Raw genomic sequence first — 26,879 nt, forward strand, 5'->3', positions numbered from 1 at the left:
CAGAAACGCCAATGATCGACCTGCATTCCCATATTCTGCCTGGTCTCGACGATGGCTCTTCCAGTCTGGCTGAATCGCTCGAAATGGCGCGGCTGGCAGTGGCTGATGGGACAACGCATATGGTGTGCACCCCGCACGTCATGCCTGGCGTCCATGAGAACGGCACGACAAACATTCCCCAGGCAGTCGAGGCGCTGGTCAGGGAACTTGCTCGCGCCGGCATCCCGCTTGTCCTCTACGTCGGCGCCGACGTTCATGTTTCGCCTGATCTTCCCGACCGGCTAAAGCTCGGCAAAGTGCCGACGTTGAACGGGTCGCGCTATTTCCTCTTCGAGCCACCGCATCACATCTTGCCGCCGCGGCTCGAGGAACTCGCTTCCCGCCTCGTTGGCGCTGGCTATATTCCGATCCTAACCCATCCTGAACGGTTGACCTGGATCAAATCGAACTATGGCGTAGTCGAGCGATTGAACACATTGGGCTGCCTTATCCAGCTCACGGCGGATTCGGTCGTGGGAGCCTTTGGCCGGACCGCTCTCTACTACTCGGAAAAGCTGCTCGACGAAGGCAGGGTGGACATCATCGCATCCGATGCGCATGGCCTGTCGAGGCGTCGGCCGGGGCTTTCCCAGGCCGTGGTCGCTATAGCAAATCGGTGGGGCGAAGATGAAGCCTACAATATGGCGGTAAAACGGCCGGTCGCGATATTGCAGAATCGGCTGCTCGCGCCCATCGGAAAAGTGAGCACCAAGAAATTGTATGCCGGCAGCGCGGGCCGTTTCGGCGGATTGGGTCGGCTGTTCAAGAGCGGGTCTCTGGGATGAACATTTTCGATCTTGCCAGAAACAATGCAGGTATGCCGACGCTGGCCGCGTTGCTTGCACTCTCTGCTTGCGCGAGCTCTTCTTCGACATCATCAACGGCCTCGGTCGAAGCGTTGCAACCGACATCGTCTTTGAGGGCCCTTGCCGGCGGTGGTGCGCTGCAGGTGGTGAAAGACCTGCCGGCGCCGCAAAACACGCAAAATGGCAGCGAGCAGCCGCTGTCAGCCAACGACGTGCTCGAAGTCAGCGTCTTCCAGGTCGATAATTTGAACAGGACCGTTCAGGTCGATGCCAGCGGCCAGATTTCCCTTCCGCTCATTGGCGCGACGATCGCCGCCGGCAAGACCGTTCGTCAGCTCGAGAAGGAAATCGAGACCGCGTACGGCGCAAAATATCTGCAATCGCCTGACGTGACGATTTTCGTGAAGGAATCGGTAGGCCAGCGCATTACGGTCGACGGCGAAGTCAACAGGGCAGGTATCTATCCGGTGTCCAGCAGCGCTTCCTTGCTGGATGCGATCGCGCTCGCCGGAGGATTCAATGCTGTCGGCGACGGCGGCAAGGTGTTCGTCTATCGCAATTTTGGCCAGAGCAGGCTGGTCGCCAACTACAATGTCGAGGAAATTCGCGCAGGCAAGAATCGCAACCCGCGCATCTACGGCGGCGACGTGATCGTCGTTTTCGCTTCGAAGTCGAAAATCGCGATGAACAATCTCAAGGACGCCTTGGGTCTCGCCTCGAGCGCGGCCCGCATCGCGGTCATTCCATAAGACAGGCAAGGCCGGCCACGGACAAACCAGGATGACTTTGCGCCATGCTCGATCGCAACAGGCAGCCCCAAATTGCCGGCTCCGGACATGGCCAAGGCCTGTCCGCGGATCTTTATTACGATGCGGCGCAAAATTATAGCCCGTATGGTCGTGACTATGCCGCCCAGCACGAGGGCTTCAATCCGCTCCGTTTGCTGTTCTATGTCATCCAGTATCGCTGGCTGATCGTCATGATGGCAGTGGCGGGCCTCGTCGCCGGTGTCATTGTGACGATGATGCAGACACCCAAATATCAAGCGACGACGCAGTTGGAGGTTCTGGTCCCTTCGGCAAAGGTCTTCCAGGACATAGAAGTGGTTTCCGAAAACAGTGACGTCCGGGCTTTTCTAACCGCCCGGGAGAAATTGAAGAGCAGGGCCTTGGCACAGCGCGTGGTCTTTCAATTGGGCCTAGCCGAAAAGCCGGACTTCCTGTTTCCGACTCCGAGTTTTTCAATCGGCAACATCTTCTACCGCGCCTTCGGAATTTCCAAATCGCCCTCGATCCAGGAAAAGACCCCCGAAGAGCGGGAAGGCATGGCGATCAAGCGCGTCCTCGATGACCTCACGGTCAATCTGGTGACGAACACCAGCCTGTTGTCGATCACCTTTGTCGACCAAAAGCCGAAATATGCGAGCGATGTCGCCAATCAGGTCGCCCAGAGCTTCATCGATCAGCGTCTCGACCAGACCAGCGAGACGTCGGATCTGGCAAGGCAGTTCATTCAGGAGCAGGTCCTGCAGGTCAAACAGAAGCTGCAGAAGTCCGAGGAGGAACTGGTCGCCTATGCCAAGGATGCCGGCATAACCGTCACCGGCGGCGACAAATCGCTGATCGGGTCAAACATCGAGGCCCTCAACACGGCACTCGCGACCGCAATCCAGGAGCGTCTCGATGCCGGGCGGATGGTGGGCCAGATAGACAAGGGGCGTGGCGCCAGTCTCGGTCCGGTTCTGGAAAGCGAAGGCCTGCAGAAGCTCAGTGAAAAGCTCGCGGACCTCACAAGTCAATACCAGCAGAAATTAGGCGTCCTGAAACCTGGCTTTCCGGAGATGCAGCAGTTGCAGTCGCAGATCAAGGAGCTGCAGCGGCTCTACAACAATGGCGTGCTGGCGATAACCGACTCGCTAAGATTGAAATTTCAGGAAGCGCAGAACAAGGAAGCCGACCTCAAGGCCAAGCTTATGGAACTGGAAAAGCAGCAGATCGTCTTCAACGACAAGAACATCAAATACACCATCCTCAAGCGCGAGGTCGATTCCAACCGGTCGCAGTATGACGGCCTGATCGCCAAGCTGAACGAAGTCGGCGTGAGTTCTGAACTCAAGACGCAAAGCGCTGCCATTGTCGATTTCGCGAACCGGCCCTTGAGCCCTTATTCTCCTCGCCTCAGCATCAATCTTGCAATATCCCTGGCGCTCTTCATGGCCTTGAGTGCGTCGATCATCTACATCGTCGAATTGCTCAACAACACCTTCACAAATCCGGAGCAGATCGAAAAAGAGCTCGGATTGGCCATGCTCGGCATCTTGCCGCACGTCGACGACCGGGAACTCATAGCCAGCATAGCCGATCAGAAATCGGGGCTTTCGGAGGCCTATCGTTCGTTGCGGACGTCGCTGCAATTCTCAGGAGCGCAAGGGGCGCCGCGTTCGCTGCTGGTGACCAGCTCCGAACCGTCGGAGGGTAAATCGACCACATCGTTCAAGCTTAGCCAAGATTTTGCCGCTCTCGGCGCAAAGATTCTACTTGTCGACGGTGATTTGCGCAAACCCAATCTGCATCGACTGTTCGGCCTCGACAACGCGATCGGCTTGAGCAATCTCCTGACAAACACCGTTCGCAAGGAAGATCTGGCCGGTATCTTCAGAGCGACGAAATATCCCAATGTGACTGTTCTGACATCGGGGACGATACCGCCGAACCCGGCTGACCTGCTCTCTTCGCCCAAGATGGCGCTGATCATCACCAATCTCGGCAAGCGCTTCGATCTGGTCATCATCGATGCGCCGCCGGTCGTTGGCCTTTCGGATGCGCCGATCCTCGGCCGGCTTGCCGAAGGCACGCTGATGGTGATTTCCACCAACCAGGTAACCCGCAAATCCGCCAAAACGGCTCTGAAGCGTCTACGAGCAGCCGGAGCGAATGTCATCGGGGCAGCGATGTCGAAATTCCAAGTGAACAAGTTCGACTACAACTACGCCTACAAATATATGAATTACCAGTATTACGAATACGGCACGAATACCCCGAAAATCGAGGGCAAAGTCGATGGTGGAGCAGCAGACCAGCCCGCGCATGCAAAGTCTCCTGCGTTCAGGCGTTTGGTTCGTCGCCTCCGTTCTGGTGTTGATAGCTTCGTCGATCGGGCTAAGTCGTCTTCTTGAGACTGGAACGCCGAGCGTCTCTCTCTCGCTGGATCCGTTGAACGTAGATGCTTTGATAGGCGAGATCGCCGGCAAACTGATCCAGACGAACGACGGTGCCGACCTCGATGGATTAGCCATAAAGGCTCGAAATGCGCTTCGTTTCAATGTCGCGGATGCACGCCTCTATAGCCTGATCGGTGAGATCAAGTATCGTCAGGGCGAGAAGGACCAGGCGTTCGAACTCTTTGATCGGGCTCGAATGCTGTCCAAGACCGAAATACACGCATTGCAGAGATCCATCGATCGCTCCGTCGAGACGGGCAACCTGGTAAGGGCTGTAGCCGAAATCGATATCTTGCTGCGTCGGTGGCCTGATCAATTTTCAACCGTGGCCGTCGGTTGGCCGGCCATTCTCGCCAATCCCGACGGGTACGGGGCCGTGCTCGCCGCCATCCGGACGAAGGCGCCATGGCGGGGCAAGCTTTTTTCGACCCTTGGCCAGAACCACCAGGGCTTGGCGGCCGCAAACCAACTGCTGCTCGATCTCGCGGGGTCCTCGACGCCTCCAACGTCCAACGAATTGTCGGCCGTGATCGATGGCCACATCAAGCAAAGGCAATATGACCCGGCCTATCGGCTCTTTCTCTTCAGCCTGTCCGACGAGGAACGGAAACTGGGCGGCTACATTTTCAACGGCGGCTTCGAACCGGTCCAGAGCGGCAAACCATTCGACTGGGTGATACACGACCGGTCGGGTATGGAGATCACCTTCGCCGGGTCGCGGGATGCAGGTGAAAGCGACCGCGGAGCGACGATTCGATTTCTGAACACGCCGGTCAAGAACGCGGCGCTTCAGCAATTTATCAAACTTCCTCCTGGCTCCTACAGGATTTCCCTGAACGCTTCGGCCACGAATCTCAAACTGCCGAGGGATTTGTTCTGGTCTCTCAGGTGCGTCGCTCCCTCACGCGAGATAGCGCGCTTCAACATACCGGAAGGCACCTACAACAGGCGAAGCCTGACCCTGGACTTCACGGTTGAGCCGGCGGCGTGCCCGATGCAGTTGCTGAGACTGGAAACGGACGCGATCGCACAGAGTTGGCGGTTTCGGTATGTCGGGACGTTGGTCATGCACAAATTGAGCATTGAAAGAGTATCGTCGTGAGAGAACGGTCGCGACAGCCCACGCACTGGGACAAATATCTGCTTGGCTCGGTGCTCTTTCTATCCCTGCTGATTGGTGGCGGCACCGCGAGCGGTCTGTACACCGAGACGCTGATCGAGATTGCGGCGCTCATCTCCGCCGCGGCGATCCTCTCGAGGCCGTCGCAACAGGCAATTCCCCGCGTCGTCTTGTGGTTGCTTGCTCTCGTGGTTGCGGTGTTCTGTTTTCAGGTCGTGCCGCTGCCAGCGACCCTGCTCGAAGGGGTGCGGCCCGGGGTGCTGCTTGCGGACCCATGGCTGGATGGCGGAAGCCGGCTGCGCTTCGTCAGCGTCGGAGTGGGGCGCACTGTCGAGTGCATGCTCTATTTTGTCGCGGCCGCGGTATTCTTCCTCGCCGTCCTGCGCCTGCGCGCCGAGCAGGTCTACGGTCTTCTGCCGTTCTTTTTCATGGGGGTGATCTGCAACAGCCTGGCGGCGGCGATCCAGTATTCGCTCTCCGATACCGTTGCCATTGAGGGACTGCTGCCGTTTACCATCAACGCGGGTCTCTTTGCCAACCAGAACCATTTCTCGGCCTTGCTCTTCGTCTCGATCCCGTTCGTGGTTTATTATGGCTTGTTCCGCGGCCATCTTCTTTCAGGAGCGCTCGGCCTGGTAACCCTCCTGCTGCTTCTTCTCGCCGCCGGTTCGCGGGCTGGCATTTTGATCGGGCTGGTGATCACCGCCATCTCCGTTGTCTTCCTGTCCGCGCGTTCGAGGATTGGTGGTTATGGCATCCTCGCGGTTTTCATCGGTCTTTCGATCTACACGATCGGCGCGTGGGCAAAGATCGATGCCAAAGTGGTCGACCCGGCCTTCGGACGAGCCGAATTCGCACGGACCACGATTGAGGGAATTGAACAGAATTGGACCACCGGTGTCGGATTTGGTGCTTTTCAGAAGGTTTACCAGATCCATGAAAAAGGCAGCATGATCTTCAAGTCTTATGTCAATCATGCGCACAACGATTATCTGGAATTGGCGTTGGAGGGCGGTTTGCCAGTTATCTTGCTGATGGTTGCCTATGCAGTGCTGCTGTCCGCATCGTCCGCCGTAATTCGCGGAGAGCCGTTGCAGAAGGCGGCTTTTCTGTCGCTAGCTTTTCTGCTCGTTCATTCCCTCGTCGATTATCCCCTGCGAACCGCCGCCCTTGCGATGACGTTTGCCTGTTTGAACGGTATTGTCTTTCACCGCGGTTTTGCCGATCGGCTCAACCTGAGGGATGAACAGGGTAAGGCCAGCAGCCGTGACGAGGACAATCTGCTTGTCCCGGTCAGGGCATCGGCCACGTAGGACCAGGTAGGTTCGGCCGAAGCGGGAGGCGCCAGCCGATTGCCCGTGCGTGGCCAATGCGTTTGTTGTGTGCCGCATTGACAAGCCAATGCATGAAACCTAAGCACAGGCACTCAGGGCCGGGGGGCTTTGGCATGTCGAGGAGAGCTTCTTGAAAGGAATTATCCTTGCTGGAGGCAGTGGAACGCGTCTTTATCCACTAACATTAGCAGTCTCTAAGCAAATTCTTCCCATTTACGACAAGCCGATGATCTATTATCCGCTGAGCGTTTTGATGCTCGCGGGAATAAGAGAGATTTTGATCATTTCGACGCCGCGTGATCTGCCGGCTTTCCGTGGCTTGCTCGGCGACGGATCGGACTTCGGGCTGGCGCTGTCTTACGCTGAGCAGCCTCAGCCCAATGGCCTTGCCGAAGCCTTCATCATCGGCCGCGATTTCATCGGCAAGGACAGCGTGTCGATGATCCTGGGCGACAACATCTATTTTGGTGACGGGCTATCGCAGCTTTGCCGCGCCGCTGCATCGCGCCAGACAGGCGCTTCGGTGTTCGCCTACCATGTCGAGGATCCCGAACGCTATGGCGTGGTGTCTTTCGACAAGGCGACCGGGACCGCGCTGACGATCGAGGAAAAGCCACAAAGCCCGAAGTCCAACTGGGCCGTCACGGGTCTCTATTTCTACGACAATGACGTCGTCGACATCGCCCCGACCATCCGACCTTCGGTGCGGGGCGAGATCGAGATCACGGCGGTCAACAATGTCTATCTCGAGCGCGGCCAGCTTCATGTTCACCGATTGGGACGCGGCTATGCCTGGCTCGACACCGGCACGCATGACAGCCTGCATGAAGCCTCTTCCTTCGTGCGCACGATCGAACACCGCCAGGGCATCAAGGTCGCTTGTCCGGAGGAAATCGCCTTTGAGCAGGGCTGGCTGACGGCGGACATGGTGCTGGATCGTGCAACTCGCCTGGGAAAGAACGAGTATGCCAGCTATCTGCGCCGGCGAGTCGCCGACCTGTTGGAGGGGTAGATGCTCGAGGTGAGACCGCTTGGCCTCGACGGCGTGCTGGAGATCGTGCCGAAGCGACATGGCGACGCGCGCGGTTTCTTCATGGAAACCTACAATGCCGAGCGCTTTTCGCAGGCCGGCATCGACCTGGTTTTCGTGCAGGACAACCACTCCTATTCCGCCGCCGCGGGCGTGCTACGCGGGCTCCATTACCAGCTAGCGCCGCGTGCCCAGGACAAGCTGCTGCGGGTGATCCGCGGCAGCATTCTCGATGTCGCGGTCGATATCCGCCGCACCTCGAAAACCTTCGGAAAATGGGTCGCCCTCGAAGTGTCGGCGCAAAAAGGCAACCAGATCCTGGTGCCAAAGGGCTTCGCGCACGGCTTCGTCACGCTCGTGCCCGACACCGAGGTGCTGTACAAGGTGACCGACACCTATTCGCCCGAGCACGATCGGTCGATCCGTTTCGACGATCCAGCCATCGGCATCGAGTGGCCGTCGCTGACCGGCGGCTTCCAGCTTTCTGACAAGGACCTCAAGGCGCCGCTGCTCGCCGTCGCCGAGGTATTCGCCTGATGGATGTTTGCGTGAGGACCGCGGTATGAATTTTCTGGTGACGGGCGGTGCCGGCTTCATCGGCTCGGCGGTATGCAGGCATTTGTGCGCCAACCCGGCATACCGGGTTACCAATCTCGACAAGCTGACCTATGCGGGCAATCTGGCGTCGCTGCGGCCGATCGAGAACGCCCATAATTACAGCTTCGCTCAGGCCGACATCTGTGACGAGAGGGCGGTGCTCGACCTTCTGCGCCGGCACGACATCGATATCGTCATGAACCTGGCCGCCGAAAGCCATGTCGACCGCTCGATTGACGGACCGGGCGCCTTCATCGAGACCAACATCGTCGGCACCTACAAGATACTCAACGCCGCGCTGGAATACTGGCGTGGCCTGTCCAACGACAGGAAAAGCCGCTTCCGCTTCCATCACGTCTCCACCGACGAGGTGTTCGGCGACCTGCCTTTCGACGGCGGCATGTTCGTCGAGGAGACGCCCTACGCGCCGTCTTCGCCCTATTCCGCCTCGAAGGCGGCCTCGGACCATCTGGTGCGCGCCTGGCACGAGACCTACGGCCTGCCTGTCGTGCTTTCCAACTGTTCGAACAATTACGGCCCCTATCATTTTCCCGAGAAGCTGATCCCGCTCGTCATCCTCAACGCGCTCGACGAAAAGCCGCTGCCGGTCTATGGCGCCGGCGCCAATGTGCGCGACTGGCTGTTCGTCGAGGATCACGCGCGCGCCCTGGAGCTCGTCGCCACGAAAGGGCATCCGGGCGAGAGCTACAATGTCGGCGGCAATTCGGAACGTACGAACCTTGCCGTCGTCGAGACGATCTGCGATCTGCTTGACGCCAGGCGTCCGCGCGCCGGCGGCAGGCGCTATCGCGAGCTGATCTCCTTCGTGACCGACCGTCCCGGCCACGACCGCCGCTACGCCATCGATGCCGCCAAGATAAGCCGCGAGCTCGGCTGGACGCCCAGGGAGAATTTCGACAGCGGCCTGGCACGCACCGTGGACTGGTTCCTCGACAACGAATGGTGGTGGGGGCCGATCCGCGAACAGCGCTATGCCGGCGAGAGACTGGGCGAAGCCCGCAAGGTGGGCGCGTGAGGCTCCTCGTCACCGGACGCGACGGCCAGGTCGCGGCAAGCTTGCTCGCGGCCGGCCAGGCGCGCGCGGGCGTGGAGGTCGCCGCCATCGGCCGCCCGGAGCTTGACCTGGCACGGCCCGACGCCATCATCGACGTCATCGCGGGTGCCAAGCCCGATATCGTCGTGTCGGCCGCCGCCTACACGGCCGTCGACCAGGCCGAGGACGAGCCCGATCTGGCCTTTACGGTCAACGCGACCGGGGCCGGCAAGGTGGCGGAGACCGCGGCGCGGCTCGGCGTTCCCGTCATCCATCTTTCGACCGACTATGTCTTCGACGGCAGTAAGGCCGGCGCCTATGTCGAGGCGGATCCGACGGCGCCGCTCGGCGTCTATGGCGCCTCCAAGCTTGCCGGCGAGCAGGCGGTGGCCGCCGCCAATCCGCGCCACCTGATCCTGCGCACCGCCTGGGTCTACAGTCCGTTCGGCAAGAATTTCGTCAAGACCATGCTGCGGCTGGCCGCCGGCCGCGACGAGATATCGGTGGTATCGGATCAATGGGGAAATCCCACATCCGCACTTGACATCGCCGACGCGATCCTGCATGCGGCTGCGGTGCTGCATGGCGACAAGAGCTTCGCCCGGTTCGGCACTTATCATCTGGCCGGCAGTGGCGAGACCAGCTGGAGCGGCTTTGCCCGCCATATCCTCGACACAAGCCTGAAGTTTGGTGGTCCCTGGGCGCGGGTACGGGATATCACAACGATGGACTACCCAACCAAAGCGCGCCGCCCCGCCAATTCAAGACTATCAAGCGCGAAATTCGCGGACGCGTTCGGATGGACGGCGCCGGACTGGCGGATGTCAGCGGGGGAGGTGGTGCAGCGGCTTCTGGTTGGCAATACGAGACAGGCATTGACTCCATGAACAAGCACCCTTTGCCGGAGCGGCAGACTGCTGGTGAGGCCGGACCTAAAGTGCGCGCCATGAGGAAAGCCAAGCAACCTGGAGCACAAGGCGGCTCACTTCGTGACCTATACCAGGCCCATAGCGGCAAAGTGTCGGACAAATGGTCGATTTATCTTGAAACATATGATCGAATTTTCGCGCAATATCGAAACAAGCCGGTTAGAATTCTGGAAATCGGGGTCCAGAACGGTGGTTCACTTGAGATCTGGCGGCAATATTTTACCGAAGCAGAGCTCGTTCTCGGCTGTGACATCAACGTGGCGTGCGCGAATCTGATTTTCGATGACAAGAAAATCGGAGTTGTTGTCGGCGACGCAAATACGGATGAGGTAGAAAGAAATATTACTGCGATTTCCAAGGAATTTGATATTGTCATAGACGACGGATCGCATACGTCATCCGATATAATACGCTCCTTTGCTCGCTACTTCCCTCACCTTTCAGAGGGCGGAATGTATATAGCGGAAGATTTGCATTGCAGCTATTGGCAAGAGTTCGAAGGCGGTCTCTACGACCCTCTTTCCTCGATGTCATTTTTCAAACGCCTTCTTGATGTAGTCAACCATGAGCATTGGGGGCTGAACCGTGGTCGAGTGGAGGCTTTGGCCACCTTCACCGAAAAGCATAAGGTCGCCTTCGATGACGCTGCTCTGGCGTCGATCCATTCCGTCGAATTCCTCAACTCGCTCTGCATCGTAACGAAGCGATCGATCCAGGAAAACGTCCTGGGGTCTCGCAGCGTACAAGGCAGGATCGCTATCGCCGACGGGAGCATGATTGCCCTTGACGGCACCGAGAACAAGGCGATCGATCAGGTCGGGAATCCGTGGTCGCTGAACTCGATGACCATGGAAGAAGAAATTGAGACCAACAGAGAGTTGGCGGAAGGGCAGGGGGCGCAGATCGAGGCTTTATCCAGCAAGCTGATCGATGCGCGCACGCGTGTCAGGGATCGCGAGGACGAGATCGCGCAGGTGAGGGCCCAAACCATCGCCAAAGCTGAAGAGATCCAGATCTTGCAAGAAGAATTGTCGGCTGCACAGGAGATAACTGGCAGCTTGCTCGCTGACCGCGACAATGCGCGCTCCGAGGAAGCCCGGTTACATGGTGTTCTGGATGCCGTTTATGCCAGCACGTCCTGGCAACTCACAGGGCCATTTCGACGGCTTGGGAACCGCGCCCGCGCCATCGGCAAGGCGCCCGGCAGAGCTCGGCGCATCATGGCGCGCGGCGCTTACCGCTGTTGGCACAATCTGCCGCTACCCATGGGCGCGAAGAGAAAGTTGAAGAACACGGTTTTCTCGCACTTTCCGTCACTGTTTGGCGTGACGAACGCCTATCGTACCTGGAGAAGCTTGGAGGCGCCAGATGCCCCGCTGGGCGCAGACTCACAGGCGGTTCTGTTCAGGTCTGGCCCGAGTCTTGTGCCAGAACCGGTCTACGTGCCGCGTCTCGACGCGCCGCCATTGCTCCAGAAGCCGGTGCGGGTGATCGCATTCTATCTACCTCAGTTCCACCCGATTCCCGAAAATGATGAATGGTGGGGGCAGGGCTTCACCGAATGGACCAATGTCAGGCCCGCTCAGCCGCAGTTTGTCGGCCACCATCAGCCGCGTGTGCCGGAGGGGCTCGGTTACTATGATTTGCGCGATACCGCCGTGCAGCATCAGCAGGTCGAATTGGCAAAGCTCTATGGTGTGGAAGGCTTCTGTTTTTACTTCTATTGGTTTGGTGGCAAGCGGCTGCTGGAAACGCCGCTCGAAAACTGGCTTGAGGACAAGAGCCTCGATATGCCGTTTTGCCTTTGCTGGGCCAACGAGAACTGGTCACGCCGCTGGGATGGCATGGATCAGGAAATACTTGTCGCTCAGGATCATTCTCCCGAGGACGATCTCGCCTTTATCGCCGAGGTGGCTCCTTACCTTCGCGACTCTCGCTACATCCGCATCGACGGGAAGCCAGTGCTGCTTGTCTATCGCCCAAGCCTGCTTCCGGCGGCAGCGGAGACTGCCCGGCGCTGGCGGACATGGTGCCGGCAGAACGGTATTGGAGAGATTTTCCTCGCCTATACCCAATCCTTCGAATCTGTGTCTCCCGACCGCTACGGGTTCGATGGTGCGGCCGAATTTCCGCCGAACAATTCAGCACCACCAAACGTCACACACACCGTGACGCCGTTGCGCGGGGACTTTGCCACGACCGTCTATGATTGGTCGGTCTTCCCGCAACGCAGCGAGAACTATCCGGCCCGCAAATACAAACTCTTCCGTTCGGTTTGCCCGGGCTGGGACAACACGGCGCGCCGCAAGCGCGGCGGCACCGTATTCGTCAACAACACCCCCGCGCTCTACCGCAAATGGCTCGACAACGCCATCGAGGACACACTGGCTCAGGTCAAAGAGCCGTCCGAGCGGCTAGTCTTCGTCAATGCCTGGAACGAGTGGGCGGAAGGCGCCCACCTGGAGCCCGACAGTGCAAACGGCTATGCCTATCTGCAGGCGACCCGGGACGCTTTGGAGGCGGCGGGCGGAAAGGGCAAACCCCGGATCGTGATCGTATCCCACGACGCCCACCCGCATGGCGCGCAAGTGCTCGCGCTGGCAATGGCTCGCGAATTTGGAGAGTTGCGATACGATGTGGACATGATCGTCCTTGGCGACGGGCCCATGATGCCGCGCTTTGCCGAAGTTGCCTCCCTGCATCGCATCGCTCTCGACAGAGAACCGTCAGAATCGGTGCGTCGGAAGGTGGAGGCGATACGGACCGCCGGTGCCGATATCGCCATTGTCAACACCACGGTATCTGGCCTGATTGTCCCCATCTTGAAGAAAGCTGGCTTCCATACCGTCTCGCTGGTTCACGAACTGCCGGGAGTGCTGGAGTCCTACAGCCTGAACAGGCATGCCGCCGCGATCGCCGAACACGCTGACAAAATCGTTTTTGCAGCGCCCGTCGTCCAATCTGGATTCGAGCGCTTCCTGGGCGAACCGCTCAGGCAGGCGTTGATCCGTCCTCAGGGCCTTGTCCGGAAAAACCCGTTCAAGGGCCGGTCCGAGGAAGCGCGTCGTCTCGTTTGCAGCCAGCACGGCCTTGCACGGGACACCCGGTACGTTCTTGCCGTGGCCTTTGTGGACCACCGGAAAGGGCCGGACCTCTTCATCGAAGTGGCAGAGGAAGTTCTTCGCTCGCATCCCTGTACGGCATTCATCTGGATTGGTCATTTCGATCAGGGGATGAAGGAAACGATCGAGACGCTTCTCGCCCAGAAGGGGTTGACGGATAGCGTCAAGTTCGTCGGGTTTGTCCAGGACCCGATGGCGTACTATGCGGGAGCGTCCATATACGCACTGACGTCCCGCGAGGATCCGTTTCCGAATGTCGTGTTGGAGTCCGCGGAAGTCGGTGTCCCGGTCGTGGCCTTTCAGGAAGCTACCGGCGCGGCCGATTTCATCGTCGAGAACGGAGGAAGGCTCGCGGGAAAGCTCGACGTCGAAGATTTTGCCATCCAGCTAAGGGAAATCTTGGACAGGCCTGGCCAGCAGGACCTCGCTGCCGTCGGATCAATGCGGCACTATCTGATGGATCTCTTGCACTACGCGACGGGGTTCCAGCGCGTATCGGTGGTCGTTCCTAATTACAACTACGCGGCCCACTTGCCGCAACGGCTCAGGAGTATCGCGAACCAGACTTATCCGATTTATGAACTTATCGTGCTGGACGACGCCTCGACGGATCGAAGTGTCGAGACCATCAACGCCTTCCGCGCCGAGCACGACGCATTGGGTGCGGAACTGTTCATCAACAGCCAGAACTCGGGATCGGCCTTTCATCAGTGGGCGAAGGGCGTGGACCGTAGCCGTGGCGATCTGGTCTGGATTGCGGAAGCGGACGATTTCGCCGAGGCCGGCTTTCTCGAAGAGCTTGTGCCGGCATTCGCGGATCCGTCGCTCGTGCTTGCCTATAGCCAGTCCGGGCAATTGGACGGCAAGGGACGCGTGCTCGCGCAAGACTACATCGACTACACACGCGACATCTCTGATGATTGGTCGTCCGACTATACCAGGAATGGCCAAGCCGAGATTCGCGAGGCGATGAGCATCAAGAATACAATTCCGAATGTCAGTGCGGTCCTCTTCCGGCGCCTTGCCATCAGCAGGGCGATCACCGAAATCGGCGACGAGTTGTTCAGCTATCGCATAGCAGGAGATTGGCTCGTCTACCTCAGGGTATTGCTGCAGGGAAAGATACGATTCAGCGCGAAGCAGCTCAACTGGCACCGGCGTCACGCCCAAGGCGTGACGCAGTCCGAAGTGGCGGAAAAACATCTGGACGAGGTGCGGCGGGTGCAGGAGGCAGCGCGCTCGCTTGTGTCAGTTTCCGCCGAAACGCGTCGGAAGGCTGATGCCTGGCTGCGGCACGTTCGCACCTATCTCGGTGTCAAAGGTTCGGATGCGGCATGACGCAGGAGCGCCCACCGCCCGCCGGCAAGCACAGGAAGGCGGTGATCCTTGGAGCCTCCGGTTTCATAGGGATAAACCTCGCACGGACCCTGGCACAGCAGGGCTTTGAGATTGTATGCTTTGCCCGCAATGCGTGCGAACACTGGCCTGCCGGGAGCAGCGTCATTCTCGGTGACCTGGCCGCTCCCCCGCGCCAGCTCTTCGCAGCGATGGAAGACTCCATGGTCTTTCACCTGGCCAGTTCCACGCGCCCCACGGCGGCAACCGACATGGCCGTTGCGGAGATCGAGGCCAATCTGATTGCCACGGTGGGGTTGCTTGAGGCGACCAAGGGATCGGGCTGCCGATGGGTTTTTTCTTCGTCGGGCGGCACTGTCTACGGCCAGACCGACGATTTGCGGGTATCCGAGGAACACCGGAACGTCCCGATATCATCCTACGGCACGGTCAAACTCGCCATCGAGCGATATTACAGTCTCTACCGGGCGCTGCATGGTGTCGACAGCGTGATAGCGCGGATTTCGAACCCTTTTGGTCCGCATCAGTCGGCCGCGAAGGGGCAAGGATTGATCGCGGCCCTGTTCGACAGGATCGCAGGCCGAACCCCGGTGACCATATGGGGCGATGGCGAGAATGTGCGCGACTATGTCTATATCGACGACGTCGTGGAGGCGCTGGTATTGCTGGGCCTTGGTGGACGAGCCGGCGAAATCTACAATGTCGGCTCCGGCGCAGGTACGAGCGTGATCGAACTGGTGACGAAGATATCCGCCATTCTCCGCGTTCCGGCAAAACTTGTTTATGCCCCCGCCCGTGGGGTCGATGTCCGCCGGAACGTTCTCGATATACAGAAGATCGAACGCGAACTCGACTGGCGCCCGTCCCATACGCTCGATGAAGGCGTCGCTCTCACCTACCGCTGGCGACAGGGCCAAAGCTCAGCGGGGCAATTTCGCGATCACGGCCAAAGGCTGGCTTAGTCAGTGGATTCGCCACATTGCTATTGGGGTTAACAGAGCCCATGCGGTGCATCGAAATGCAGGGACAACGAACGATCATGATCCTCATCGCTATAAGCTAGCTAAATCGAGAATAGAGGATGAGAGATCATTTGCAGAGCGCGGCGTCCCTGTAAATCCAGGGACAAAAAAAAGGTCTTGTCCACAAATCCCGCAAAGCTCAGACTGAATTCTGTCAGCAACACTCTTTTCTGGCTGATCCCCAATCTCAATTACCTGCGTTTCTCTCCCCATGAAGACTGAATTGTGCAATACGCTGCCAGTAAACCCGATCAAGGTCTTTGCCCGCGAGATAGCTCGAACTTGCGCCTCCGCAGTCATACTTTGAGGAAGAATGGCTTGGACCCCTAGGTTGGCGAGCGTCTCATAGACCGCTCTTTCTGAAGGATGCCACCGTCTATGATCTTCCGACCTCATGACCAGCACTGTCTCGTCGTGTCGATCCTGCTCAAAGGCGGAGCGAATTCTCTCGTATACGCTGGATATCGCTGGGTGAATTGACGGGCTCGCAGTACCAAATGAAGTCAAACGCTGGGGTACGTAAAGGGACTTAGCCAAGACAGGCTTGGCTGTGACTATTATTCGGCGCCTACCCCATCCCGCAGCGTTCAGTATCGGCGCGACGTGTCTTTCATAGCCGTTCGTCCATTCGTTCTGCGCGGTAATCTCCCATGGCGAGAAGACGACCGGAACCTTTGGAAGTTCATCGGTGACCGCTGCGCTAGACAGCGTTTCGATCAAGAAATGACCCCAAGAGTAAAAGAAGTGCCCGCCATAAATGGCCTCCTCGAGTTTTAAGGGCTCGGCTGTCGGCTCAACACTTCGGGAAACCGGGATATCGGGTCTGTAGGTATACAGAGGCGACGCCGGTCGTAGGGAATGAAAAACGAGAGCCCCGGCACTATCATAGACCGCTCCCTTGTACGTCATCGAGGCTTTGTCAAAAACCGTCTCGGTCACTGTAGCGTAGGCAATCGCACGATAGTTGGGCACCAGATCATGACGAAACGCCGACTGGACGGATGTCGATTCGTCAAAAACGGCGGGCTCACTGGGCGTGGCTGGGAGGTAACGGCGTCGCCGAATAAACTGCAATATTCTATGCACAGACGTCCTTTTTCCAGCCAACTGGGTGGACTTAACAATCAGGCCGTAGTGGCCTCAAGTTCCAAATTTCCATAAGTCTCAGTCTCGCAAATACGAATAAAAAACCTGCTGGACGGTGCGCAGCGGACACATCGCGTTCGGTCCAAGGCGTGGCATCGGTTGTGCTAAGCCATCCGTTGTTCAGTCATATTCATCGCAATAGTGGATCGACCAAACCCCGCAGCAAAGAGGCTGGAGGGTGGCCGCCGTACACCCTGTCTTCGACCGAAGCCCAGAGCGGATTGTTGGCATAGAGGGTACCAAGATCCTCGTCTGTAAACCAGAACTCAGTGTTTCTGACATAGGGTGGCGTAACATTTGACCTGCACCGTGACAGAGCGTCGGCAACGTCGGCTTGTTGGAGATCGAACGCGTTCGCTACGTCGGCAGCTAGATGCTCCGTACGAAGCCAATGGTGAACGTCTATGTTGAAGAGGTCCAAGTAATCGTCGGCGCGATTAACGCAATTTCCATCGAAACATTTCCCGCGGACAATCATTTCGCGAGTAGCAACTAAGTGTTCGTTACGCGTCGCCTCGAAGATCACCATGCTCATAATCCATGACGGTAAGCGGCGAATACAAGCAAACACCCGCTTGCCAGACGGGTCGAAGTTGGGGTCGGCCGCTTGGCGCTCGGCTATAGTGTGGTGCCATCGACCAGTTACATCGTCGATTTCGTCGAACTCGATCGCCTATCTGCCCTGTAAGAGATCGCGCAACGCCAACTCCAAGGCAGTTCCAGCGCATTTGGGGAAATGAAGCCAGATAAAGTCTGGGCCTATGATCATATCCGCTCCCTGCGCCGCCTTTATCACTCGATTCTTGGTATCGGCAATTTGTTAAGCGATCAAGCGGATGAGGCATCATTCACAAGTTTCCGCTCTTGCTCATCCTCTATAGCCAAAACAGCTTCGTGATCTCTTCGTGAGATTGAAGGTCCGCGCTCTTTGTTAGGGCAATTCGGGAGTAAAACTCCTTAAGCGGTTTGTCGTCAACCCCCATGAACTCCCTTGCGATGGAGAAGTAGCCATCGGAGATGGTTAACGAATTTGGGTCCAGGTTCGTGATTGCCACCAAGCCGGTCGGAGGACAATCCAAATACGTAATGTGCAGGTCGGGTCTGTACTTTCGCAACGCAGGGAGGACCTTCCAGACATCCCCGGCCCAAGCGCCATGGGTGTGAACACGACTGATCATCTCGATTGTGGTCGGGAGGCAGTCATGGAGTAGGATAACAGAATTCCTCCCGCAATATCTCTCCGTATTGGCGAAATCTCTAAGTAGATACTCGAACCGATGCATTCCATCGAGGAATGCGAGTTCGATGGGACGCTTCAAATAGTCGATCGGCGAGTGATCGCGAAAGAAATCATCACTCGGTATCTGGAACATATGCAGAGAGGGTTTAGAGCCAATTACGTTTTCGGTAAGCTGGAATTGAGGGTCGACAGCGAGACTGGCGCATTTCATGGCCTTGAGAGACACTCCGGCATCGGTCCCAATCTCGAAATACGCCTTGGGATTGAGAGACGTTCCGATAATTTCTATCATCTTTGTATAAAATACACCGCCATGCTTAATGAGAGTGCCATTATTATTTAGGCCAAATGGGCTCATAGCAGTATATTCCTTCATAGGCGGGTTTCAGATTACACCGTCGAATGACTATGTCAGGTGATCCCGCAAGCAGGGATTACGGCCTAGCCACAGTTCCAGCACGCTTAACCGGCTCTGTCGTGAACGATTCGATTCGACCGCTCCTGAGCGTCATTTTTTTCGTGCACACACTTTGTATGAGCGCCTCACTGTGGCTCGCCAGGACGATGATGCCAGCCTTTTCCGCCAGTTCATCCATGCGCCTTTTCGCCTTGTCCTGGAAGGAGGCGTCGCCGGCGCCGATCCACTCATCCATCAACAGGATTTCGGGATCGAGCGCGGTTGCAGCCGAGAAGGCCAGCCGCGCAGCCATGCCTTGGCTATAGGCCTTGAACGGCAGGTCGATGAAGTCCCCGAGTTCGCTGAAGGCAATGATGTCCTCCATCTTCTCTTCGATCTCGGCTTCCGTCCATCCGCTGATCAACCCGCGCAAGACGATGTTCCTGCGCCCGGTGGCCTCGCGACGAAAGCCTATGTTGATGTTGAAAAGAGCGTCGACCTTGCCTTGGATCGCGACGCTTCCCCCGGTTGGCTCGTAGATGCCGTAGAGCACCTTGAGAAGAGTGGTCTTGCCTGCTCCATTCGGGCCGACAAGGCCCAATCGGTCGCCCGACTTGAGCTCGAAGCTCACGCCATTGAGCGCCTGCACAAACTGCTTTCTGCCCGAGCCGTCAATTCGGCCTCCAGGGCCACCCACGCGCTTGTCAGGCGCGGAAAGCGTTAGCTTCTCGTGCAGCTTGTAAAAAAGGCTAACGTTGTCCAGCTTTATAGAGACCATCGAGAACTCAGATCAGGAAGACGACTTGTTTGCGATACCGACCAAGCAGCAGCAACGCAATCACCCATGTAAATAACGATGCGATGATCGTTACAGTGAAGGCGTGAGCCGGAAACTCTGCGTTTATGATCGGCAAACGGACGATTTCCAGAAAATAGGTGAATGGGTTCCACTCGTAGGCGTATTTTTGGATGGGATCTTGGCTGTTGCTCATCCAGAAGACGGGCGTGAAAAACATGCCGACCCGCAACAAATTGCCGACGATAAACTGGCTGTCGGGAAAGAAAGCCCCAAGAAACGCGAACACGGTGATAAGGGCTGGCGTGGCCAACAAAATCAACAGCAACCCTGCCAACGACCACAGCCATGGAATGGCGATCGGGGAGCCGCTAAAGACCAGAATGACAACGCAACCTACGATCGCATAGCCGGCTCTGATGACGGACTGCAAACCCAGTCGCATCACGTACACGAACAAGGGCAGTGTCGTGCCTTCGATGAAGCTCTCCTCGCGTTGAAAAAGCGAGACGCTCATGGACATCACCTCCATCAGGTAGAACCATACCAGAAGGCCGATCGCGACGTAGGCGGAATACCCCGCCGCGCCCCTGCCGGCTGGCTGGAAGACGAAGACGAACGTTCCTACGAACGCCACGTAATTGACCAACAGCCAAAGCGGGCCGAGCGTCGTGCGCCTATGCTGGTCGCCGATGTCCTCGTTGGCGAGCGCGATCCAGACCTGGTGTAATCTCATGGCTTTCGAGATGTCGTCAAAAGCGCCGTTTAGTGCCGCAATCATAGCTGGGAGTGTCGCAATCTGTTGTTTCGGCGCATTATCCTTCGCTGGCCACAGCGAACCACCAAGCACCTCTCTAATAGTCATTTCGATGGGCATATGGCAACACATTGCGTCATAACGAGGTCTAGAACAGAGTCAACTGCGGCAAAGCTGGACGCATGCTGATGACGTGCGGCTGTCTGTAAGCAATGTCTAATGCCGACTTCGCAGCAATTTTCCGCGAACTGGGCTCCATGCTTCCCATTGACCATTCCACTCCCAAAAAACCGCTAGCTATGCCTCTCAACCCGCAGTATGCGATACAGCGCGGCGGGGGCCGGAAATGGTGATTTGACGGAGCGGTCGGCCACGAGTGATCTCGTGTTCGTACTTTGCCTTTGCCATCTCCGACAGCCTGGAGTTAAGTACTGCCTAATGAATACTTCCCAGGAAGCTGTGTTCGGGCTCAGGCCACAGATTCGGCGCGCCTTCATCATGGTCCAGGACGTGGTCATGGTCCTGGTCGCCGTTGCGCTCAGCCTCGTCCTGTCGCGGTCGGATCTTTCCTTCGGGGCGTTCTCCAGGCAGGGCCTTGTCACCTGGGCCGGCATCGTGGTCATCAGCCATCTGCTGTTCAGATATTGCGGCCTCTACACCACGGTCTGGCGCTTCGCCTCGACACCTGATTTCTTCAACATTCTGAAGAGCTGCGCGATCCTGACGTTCGTGCTCTACGCCGTTTCGCTGGTCGTACGTTCCTTTCAGCCTGTCGCGGGGCTCAACGAGCGCCAGTTCATCGTCTTCCTGCTCGTCTCCTTCACCATCATCTCGGCGCCCCGGCTGTTCTACCGCTTCCTGCGTGACGGCGCGAGCTGGGGTGTTCTCAGCGGAAAGGCCGACACGGCGCGCACCAAGCAGGCCCTGTTCGTCGGCCGGCTCGGCGAGGCCGACCTGATCATTCGTTTCACGCGCACGGCGCAACCCGCCGACCATACCATCGCCGGCATCATGGCTACCGAGCATGGCGCACCGCTGGGCACGCGCATTCAAGGAGTTCCGGTGGTGGCGACCCGGCCGCGTCTGATCGATGTCCTGGAAGACTATGCGACCGGCACCAAGAGCCTCGATCTCCTGATCTTCGGCAGCGGCGCCGAGCATGAGATCGAGGAATATTCGGAGCTGGTCCGCGTCGCGCGTCACGGCGACATTGCGGTCGTGCAGTTCGCTGGCCTTTCGCAGCTGGGCCAGGAAGGAAAGCTCGTTCTCGATGCCGTCGAGATGGAAACCATCCTGCGCCGCCCGACTGTGCCGTCCGACATCGAGCGCATCGGCGCCTTCGTCGGTGGCAAGCGCGTCCTTGTCACGGGAGGCGCCGGCTCCATCGGGCGAACGCTGGTCAAACGGTCGCTGGAGCTTGGAGCCGAGGCCGTGCTGGTCGCCGACAATTCCGAATTCGGCATCTTCCAGTTGAGCCAGTATGTCGACGAGAAGCACCATGAGCGCCTCAAGGTCCGCATCGTCGATGTCGCGGACCGGCGCCAGATGACGCGCGTCGTCACCGAGTTCAAGCCCGACATCATATACCATGCCGCGGCGCTGAAGCACGTTCCGCTGCTGGAGGAGAACTGGGAATCGGCCATCCAGACCAATGTCTTCGGCACGCTTGTCTGCGCCGAGGTCGCCGCCAAATGCGGGGTGGCGCAATTCGTAATGGTATCGAGCGACAAGGCCGTCGATCCGACCTCCGTGCTCGGCATGACCAAGCGGGCCGCCGAACAGATCGTCAGCGCCTTGCACGGCACGCCGGCCGGGGAACCGGGCCGCCGCCGCGCCGCCACCAAGTTCATCGCGGTGCGCTTCGGCAACGTCTTCGGCAGCAATGGCTCGGTGGCGACCATATTCCAGGCGCAGATCGAGGCCGGCGGGCCGGTGACCATAACCGACCGGCGCATGACGCGCTATTTCATGACTGTCGCCGAAGCCGTCGATCTCGTCATCATGTCGGCGGCCGATGCCGCCTCGCGGCCGGCCGGCCAGGACTACGCCGTCTACATGCTCGACATGGGCAAGCCCGTGCCGATCGTCGAAGTGGCCGAAACGATGATCCGCATGGCGGGAAAAATCCCCTATACGGACATTCCAATCCGCTTCACAGGCATCCGCCCGGGCGAAAAGCTCCACGAGACCCTGCACGGCGAAGACGAGGAACTGGTGGAACTCAGCATTGCCAAGATCTTCGGCCTGAGCACCGATGTCGCACTGTGGTCGGATGTCCAGGCAGCACTTGCGGCGCTGCAGCAATCCATGAAGGCAGAAGACAAGGCAGCCTCGCTCACCATCCTGGCCGATCTCGACCGCGCGACGAAGACAAGGGCGAACGCGCGGCAGGGCGCGGTCCCGAAAACGGCCGGGCAGGCGAGCTAAAGCAATTCCAGGAAAAGTGCGCAGCGGTTTTCCGTCCGGAATTGCGTGAAGGCAAAGTTGAGCAATTCCAGGAAAAGTGCGCAGCGGTTTTCCGTCCGGAATTGCGTGAAGGCAAAGTTGAGCAATTCCAGGAAAAGTGCGCAGCGGTTTTCCGTCCGGAATTGCGTGAAGGCAAAGTTGAGCAATTCCAGGAAAAGTGCGCAGCGGTTTTCCGTCCGGAATTGCGTGAAGGCAAAGTTGAGCAATTCCAGGAAAAGTGCGCAGCGGTGTTCCGTCCGGAATTGCGTGAAGGCAAAGTTGAGCAATTCCAGGAAAAGTGCACAGCGGTTTTCCGTCCGGAATTGCGTGAAGGCAAAGATGAGCAATTCCAGGAAAAGTGCACAGCGGTTTTCCGTCCGGAATTGCGTGAAGGCAAAGATGAGCAATTCCAGGAAAAGTGCACAGCGGTTTTCCTCGCGCGGCAAGGCGTTTGACATCAGTGGGTAAGACAGATCTGCGCATTGCGGTCCTGATGGGCACGAAGGATGGCGCCGCCTTTGTCGACGAGCAGATCCAGTCGCTGCTCGCGCAGTCCCATCTCCTGATCGACCTTTGGATATCCGACGACGGCTCCGCCGATGGCACGGTTGCCGTCATAGAAGCCTGGAAGCCCCGCTGGACAAAAGGTCGGATAACTTTGCTGGAAGGGCCGCGGCAAGGCTTTGCCGCCAATTTCCGGTCGATGATCCTGGACTCGGGCATCGACGCGGATTGTTACGCCTTCTGCGATCAGGACGATGTCTGGGAGCCCGACAGGCTTGAAAGCGCCCTTGGCTGGATGCAGGCATTTGATGCGGGGATCCCGCTGATGTCCTGCTCGCGAACCGCGACCATGACCGAAACTGGACGCCTGGTCGGCCATTCGCCGCTGTTTAGCCGTCCGCCGTCGTTCCGCAATGCGCTGGTGCAGAGTATCGCCGGCGGCAACACCATGCTGCTCAACCGCGCGGCGCGCGATCTGTTGGCCAAGGCCTCCGCGCGCACCGGTTTCGTCAGCCACGATTGGTGGGCCTATTTGATCGTCACCGGTGCCGGCGGGGTCGTCCGCTACGATCCGCGGCCATTGGTACGCTACCGCCAGCATGCGGCAAATCTGGTCGGCGCCAATGCATCGTGGCAGGCGCGGATCTCGCGGCTGGGCCGCCTCTTCAAGGGTCAGTTCGCGGACTGGACCGATCTCAATCTTGCCGGCCTTGCCGTCAATCGCGATCTCCTTACGAAGGATGCGGTGGCGTGCCTCGACCTGTTCGCGAACAGTCGGCGAGGTTCTCTTTTCCAACGCTTGGGCGCCCTGCGCAAAAGCGGCGTCTATCGACAGACTTTTGCCGGCACCCTTGGGCTCTATCTCGCCTTTGTCCTGGGTCGTATCTGAAAATGGCGAACCGCGCGGCGCGCTTGGTTGGGAAGGCGACCTCATGCTACGCCGGCCGGATTGACGGGCCTCGCTCGCGGTTATCGCGTCGAGCCTGGCAGGGAGTCCTATCGGCCACATGAAGACAGCCAAGAAGATCTTCGATCTCGCCGGTGCGGCTGTGCTGCTGGTGGCAACCTCTCCCATTCTATTGCTGGCCATTGTTGCCGTCCGGGTATCCTCGCCCGGTCCGGTGATTTTTTCACAAACGCGGATTGGCCGCGAAGGTGTGCTTTTTCGCTGCCACAAGTTGCGGACGATGTACCAGGGAACGCCATCCTTGCCCTCGCATGAGACCCCGGTGAGCGCCGTGACATCGGTTGGAAGGGGCTTGCGGAAATTCAAGCTCGACGAGTTGCCGCAGCTGTGGAATGTCCTGCGTGGCGAAATGAGCCTGGTCGGGCCGCGTCCTTGCCTGCCGAGCCAGACGGAACTGATCGAATGCCGCAGGCAGCTGGGCGTTTTGCAGGCTTTGCCCGGGATGACAGGCTTGGCCCAGATCCGGGGCATCGACATGTCGAACCCGCAACTTCTCGCCGAAACCGATGCCACCTATCTCAGGACCGCGTCGTTCTGGCTCGATCTTCGGATCCTGTTTGGAACACTTTATCGCGGCTGAGCAGCCCCGCTCCAGAAGCGGAAACTGTCTTTGGCAGGGATCAAACAGAGCGTCGGGGGTCTCGGAGCCGCGCTATCTCGGTCAGCCGCTCCAGCGTGCTGGTTTCCGGCGCCCAGCCTTCCGAGGCAAGCAGCGAAGGGTCGCATATTTGCGTCGCCGTTAGGCTGTCCCAGAACATCCGCTTGCCCAGCAGTGTGGCGACCGTCCGCATTGGGCCAGCCGGCACGGTCATCAGGCGCGTTGGCCTCCCCAAGCCACGGCGAAAGGCACCGATGACGGCAGCGACGGACACCGGCGGCTCGTCGCTGGCGAGATAGATCGGACGAAGTGGCTGGGAATGGCAAAGCAGATGCCACACCGCCCGTGCGGCGGATTGCGATGACAGCAGCGAACGGTTCGCCGTCAATGCGCCTGTCGGCATCGGCAGAGCCGTATCGGCGAGCCGCATCAGCGTCGCCAGGTTTCCTTTCATGCCGATCCCGTAGACTGGCGGCAGCCGCAATATGGCCGCGTCGGCACGGCCATGCGAGGCATAGGCGCCCAACACGGCAATTTCTGCTTCGCGTTTCGAGCGCCCGTAGGCGTCTTGTGGGTCGGGGATCGTGTTTTCGTCGATCGTTGCGCTGGCACGCGCGCCGATCACGGCCCGGATCGAGGAAAGATGGATGAACCGTCCGCTTGCCTGCGTGGCGGCGGCATGCGCCAGACGTGCGCTCAATTGCGCATTGGCTGCCCGAAAATCGGCTTCGGCGGCATTGCCCTGATCATTGTTCAGACCCGCGCAATGGACGACATCCGTAACATCCCTGGTCAGCGCCAGGAAAGCCTCGGCAGGTGCATCGTACCCCGGCATCCGCATCGTGTCGGGCCCCGTATCAAGTCTCTCCGGCTGGCGGGAGGCAAGGCGAAGTTCGACACCGGCCTCACGAAGCCGATGGACCACCTGGCGGCCAATGAAACCCGTCGTGCCCGTAACCAGGATTTTCATTGTCTTGCCCGGACCGGCTATCGGGCGGCCGGCGGAGGTGCCAGGTCTGATGGAGTGGCTTCCGTCACTAGTGGAGCGGCTTGGCTTTTCGGTAGTGACACCACTGGCGGAAGGGCCTGCCTTTCCACCAACGCGGCCTGGCGCCCACAAGCAAGATATGTTCCCGACACCAGGAAGACCATAAAGACCGAGTCCAGAATGTCATGGCCGATCAGGATGCCTGTCATGCCGGCAGTCAGATAGGTGATCACGACCGCGACGATCATGGTGGCGCCGAACCGTTCGATCGGATCGTTGCTGTCGCGAAGGACCAGGGCTGCATTTCTGGCGGCAGCCACAAAGATCGCCGCCAGCGTCACCGCACCCAGGATTCCCGCTTGCACCAAGGCGGTCAGGAAGCCGTTGTGGAAGTGACTGAAACCTGCATCCATCCCGAACTGATCCTGAAAGCCCTGCTTGATCAAGAGCCTGGTGGCACCCACCCCATGTCCAAACAATGGCATCTCATGAAACGCCTTCAGGCCGATATCCCAAAGCGCGACACGTAGTCCCAAAGCAGTCGTGTGGTCACCATGGGCCGCCAGCGCATCCCAGTCGGAGTGCAGAAATGCGACACGCCCCGCTATCGTCTGGAACCCGAAAAACGCGATCGCGACCGCAATCGCGGCCAGCAGCAAAAGCACGCGAACGGCATCTCTCCCTCTTAGCTTCTGCTGGTTGATCAACAGAACGGCGACGCCGGCAATCAGCAATGCCAGCCAGACGATGCGCGTACCGGAGTAGATGACGGCGATCGTTCCGCCGAGTGCGGCGCAGGCGAGGGCGATCCTGTATTTCTCTATACCGGATAGGGCAGCGGCCACGCAGATCACCACGGCAAGGCAGAGGACCTCAGCAAAAACGATCGCATTCCCCGCCCCGCCCTCGGCGCGCATACCAAGTCGATATTGCTGATAGATCGCCAGCAGCAGCGCTCCGAAACAAGCCGCCATGCTGGCCAACACAATGATGCGGACGAGCGTTTTTTTTTGCGTAGTGCTCCAGGTCGAATAAGAGATGGGAAAAAACAGAAAGGTGATCAGCGGGACAAGATGCCGTGCGTCCTTCACGATCGCGTGGTTGACGATGGACGCCAGGACATTGCTCGCGCAATAGGCGTAGATCGCGATCGTCAGCGCCATCATCGCGCGGTCGACATTGAAGTGCCTTCTCCTCAAGGCGATCAACAGGACGGACCATAGTCCGCCGCCATTGAACACGAAGCTGACCGCCGATCCGAGGATCGGTGGACAAAAGAAGCAGAGAATGGAGAAATAGACATTGATCCGCGAAGGCGTGATTTGCTGCCTTATGAATGAAAGCCGGTTCAATTTTCGGACCCGCTATTCTCGAGAAACTTTATGCGGCACATTTGGTCAAACCGAATGCGC

The 26,879-nt window shown here is 58.6% G+C and carries 22 protein-coding genes; 15 read left to right on the forward strand and 7 right to left on the reverse strand.

The annotated features are described in order from the left end of the window. Positions 1-11 precede the first annotated feature (11 nt). From AC3CB8_RS14890 to AC3CB8_RS14940, 11 genes are all read left to right on the forward strand, one after another. Positions 12-824, forward strand: a complete 813-nt coding sequence (locus tag AC3CB8_RS14890; protein WP_352617976.1) for a tyrosine-protein phosphatase — start codon at positions 12-14, stop codon at positions 822-824. A gap of 32 nt (positions 825-856) precedes the next feature. Continuing rightward, positions 857-1,594: a polysaccharide biosynthesis/export family protein gene (locus AC3CB8_RS14895; protein WP_352617973.1), complete on the forward strand. Its 738-nt coding sequence runs from the start codon at positions 857-859 to the stop codon at positions 1,592-1,594. Positions 1,595-1,638: 44 nt separating this feature from the next. After that, a complete protein-coding gene (locus tag AC3CB8_RS14900; protein ID WP_352617971.1) occupies positions 1,639-4,020 on the forward strand; it encodes a GumC family protein in 2,382 nt (793 codons plus the stop codon). Then, on the forward strand, positions 3,905-5,167 hold the full coding sequence (locus AC3CB8_RS14905; RefSeq protein WP_352617968.1) for a tetratricopeptide repeat protein: 1,263 nt from the start codon (positions 3,905-3,907) through the stop codon (positions 5,165-5,167). Before AC3CB8_RS14900 ends, AC3CB8_RS14905 begins: the two co-directional genes overlap by 116 nt. Beyond that, positions 5,164-6,498, forward strand: a complete 1,335-nt coding sequence (locus tag AC3CB8_RS14910; RefSeq protein ID WP_352617965.1) for an O-antigen ligase family protein — start codon at positions 5,164-5,166, stop codon at positions 6,496-6,498. Before AC3CB8_RS14905 ends, AC3CB8_RS14910 begins: the two co-directional genes overlap by 4 nt. Positions 6,499-6,649: 151 nt before the next feature. Further along, positions 6,650-7,531, forward strand: coding sequence for a glucose-1-phosphate thymidylyltransferase RfbA (rfbA, locus tag AC3CB8_RS14915; RefSeq protein ID WP_023784586.1), 882 nt, complete (start codon positions 6,650-6,652; stop codon positions 7,529-7,531). Beyond that, positions 7,532-8,086, forward strand: coding sequence for a dTDP-4-dehydrorhamnose 3,5-epimerase (gene rfbC / locus AC3CB8_RS14920; protein WP_023784587.1), 555 nt, complete (start codon positions 7,532-7,534; stop codon positions 8,084-8,086). Between the two features lie 25 nt (positions 8,087-8,111). Continuing rightward, on the forward strand, positions 8,112-9,182 hold the full coding sequence (rfbB, locus tag AC3CB8_RS14925; protein WP_352617962.1) for a dTDP-glucose 4,6-dehydratase: 1,071 nt from the start codon (positions 8,112-8,114) through the stop codon (positions 9,180-9,182). Continuing rightward, positions 9,179-10,087 (forward strand): dTDP-4-dehydrorhamnose reductase, encoded by a 909-nt coding sequence (gene rfbD / locus AC3CB8_RS14930; RefSeq protein ID WP_352617959.1) that lies wholly within the window; start codon positions 9,179-9,181, stop codon positions 10,085-10,087. Before rfbB ends, rfbD begins: the two co-directional genes overlap by 4 nt. Then, positions 10,084-14,589: a glycoside hydrolase family 99-like domain-containing protein gene (locus AC3CB8_RS14935; protein WP_488377319.1), complete on the forward strand. Its 4,506-nt coding sequence runs from the start codon at positions 10,084-10,086 to the stop codon at positions 14,587-14,589. Before rfbD ends, AC3CB8_RS14935 begins: the two co-directional genes overlap by 4 nt. Further along, positions 14,586-15,569, forward strand: coding sequence for an NAD-dependent epimerase/dehydratase family protein (locus AC3CB8_RS14940; protein ID WP_352617952.1), 984 nt, complete (start codon positions 14,586-14,588; stop codon positions 15,567-15,569). The genes AC3CB8_RS14935 and AC3CB8_RS14940 overlap by 4 nt, the downstream gene beginning before the upstream one ends. A gap of 90 nt (positions 15,570-15,659) precedes the next feature. Here AC3CB8_RS14940 and AC3CB8_RS14945 read toward each other — a convergent pair whose 3' ends face one another. The 5 genes from AC3CB8_RS14945 to AC3CB8_RS14965 all read right to left on the reverse strand — a co-directional run bounded on the left by AC3CB8_RS14945 (position 15,660) and on the right by AC3CB8_RS14965 (position 20,085). Beyond that, a complete protein-coding gene (locus AC3CB8_RS14945) occupies positions 15,660-16,349 on the reverse strand; it encodes a glycosyltransferase 61 family protein (protein ID WP_352617949.1) in 690 nt (229 codons plus the stop codon). A gap of 556 nt (positions 16,350-16,905) precedes the next feature. After that, entirely contained in the window at positions 16,906-17,304 is a 399-nt protein-coding gene (locus AC3CB8_RS14950) for a hypothetical protein (RefSeq protein ID WP_352727026.1), read from the reverse strand. A gap of 346 nt (positions 17,305-17,650) precedes the next feature. Further along, positions 17,651-18,391: a class I SAM-dependent methyltransferase gene (locus AC3CB8_RS14955; RefSeq protein ID WP_352727028.1), complete on the reverse strand. Its 741-nt coding sequence runs from the start codon at positions 18,389-18,391 to the stop codon at positions 17,651-17,653. Between the two features lie 58 nt (positions 18,392-18,449). After that, positions 18,450-19,190 (reverse strand): ABC transporter ATP-binding protein, encoded by a 741-nt coding sequence (locus AC3CB8_RS14960; protein WP_352676587.1) that lies wholly within the window; start codon positions 19,188-19,190, stop codon positions 18,450-18,452. Positions 19,191-19,197: 7 nt separating this feature from the next. Beyond that, a complete protein-coding gene (locus AC3CB8_RS14965; RefSeq protein WP_352727030.1) occupies positions 19,198-20,085 on the reverse strand; it encodes an ABC transporter permease in 888 nt (295 codons plus the stop codon). Positions 20,086-20,403: 318 nt separating this feature from the next. Between AC3CB8_RS14965 and AC3CB8_RS14970 the strand changes: the two genes are divergently transcribed. From AC3CB8_RS14970 to AC3CB8_RS14985, 4 genes are all read left to right on the forward strand, one after another. Further along, positions 20,404-22,392: a UDP-N-acetylglucosamine 4,6-dehydratase gene (locus AC3CB8_RS14970; RefSeq protein ID WP_352617933.1), complete on the forward strand. Its 1,989-nt coding sequence runs from the start codon at positions 20,404-20,406 to the stop codon at positions 22,390-22,392. A 41-nt stretch (positions 22,393-22,433) separates the two neighbouring features. Next, entirely contained in the window at positions 22,434-22,865 is a 432-nt protein-coding gene (locus AC3CB8_RS14975; protein ID WP_488377320.1) for a hypothetical protein, read from the forward strand. Positions 22,866-22,870: 5 nt separating this feature from the next. After that, positions 22,871-23,803 (forward strand): glycosyltransferase family 2 protein, encoded by a 933-nt coding sequence (locus AC3CB8_RS14980; RefSeq protein ID WP_352616587.1) that lies wholly within the window; start codon positions 22,871-22,873, stop codon positions 23,801-23,803. Between the two features lie 118 nt (positions 23,804-23,921). Next, positions 23,922-24,461, forward strand: a complete 540-nt coding sequence (locus AC3CB8_RS14985) for a sugar transferase (RefSeq protein WP_023771498.1) — start codon at positions 23,922-23,924, stop codon at positions 24,459-24,461. Positions 24,462-24,501: 40 nt separating this feature from the next. On the opposite strand, the gene AC3CB8_RS14990 is transcribed toward AC3CB8_RS14985, so the two are convergent. Further along, the gene (locus AC3CB8_RS14990) at positions 24,502-25,449 is read right to left on the reverse strand and encodes an NAD-dependent epimerase/dehydratase family protein (protein ID WP_352616584.1); all 948 of its coding nucleotides are present in this window, start codon (positions 25,447-25,449) and stop codon (positions 24,502-24,504) included. 17 nt (positions 25,450-25,466) lie between these two features. After that, complete coding sequence (locus AC3CB8_RS14995) at positions 25,467-26,819, reverse strand: O-antigen ligase family protein (protein WP_352616581.1); 1,353 nt, start codon at positions 26,817-26,819, stop codon at positions 25,467-25,469. Between the last annotated feature and the right edge of the window lie 60 nt (positions 26,820-26,879).

The sequence above is a fragment of the Mesorhizobium sp. P160927 genome (assembly GCF_057766385.1).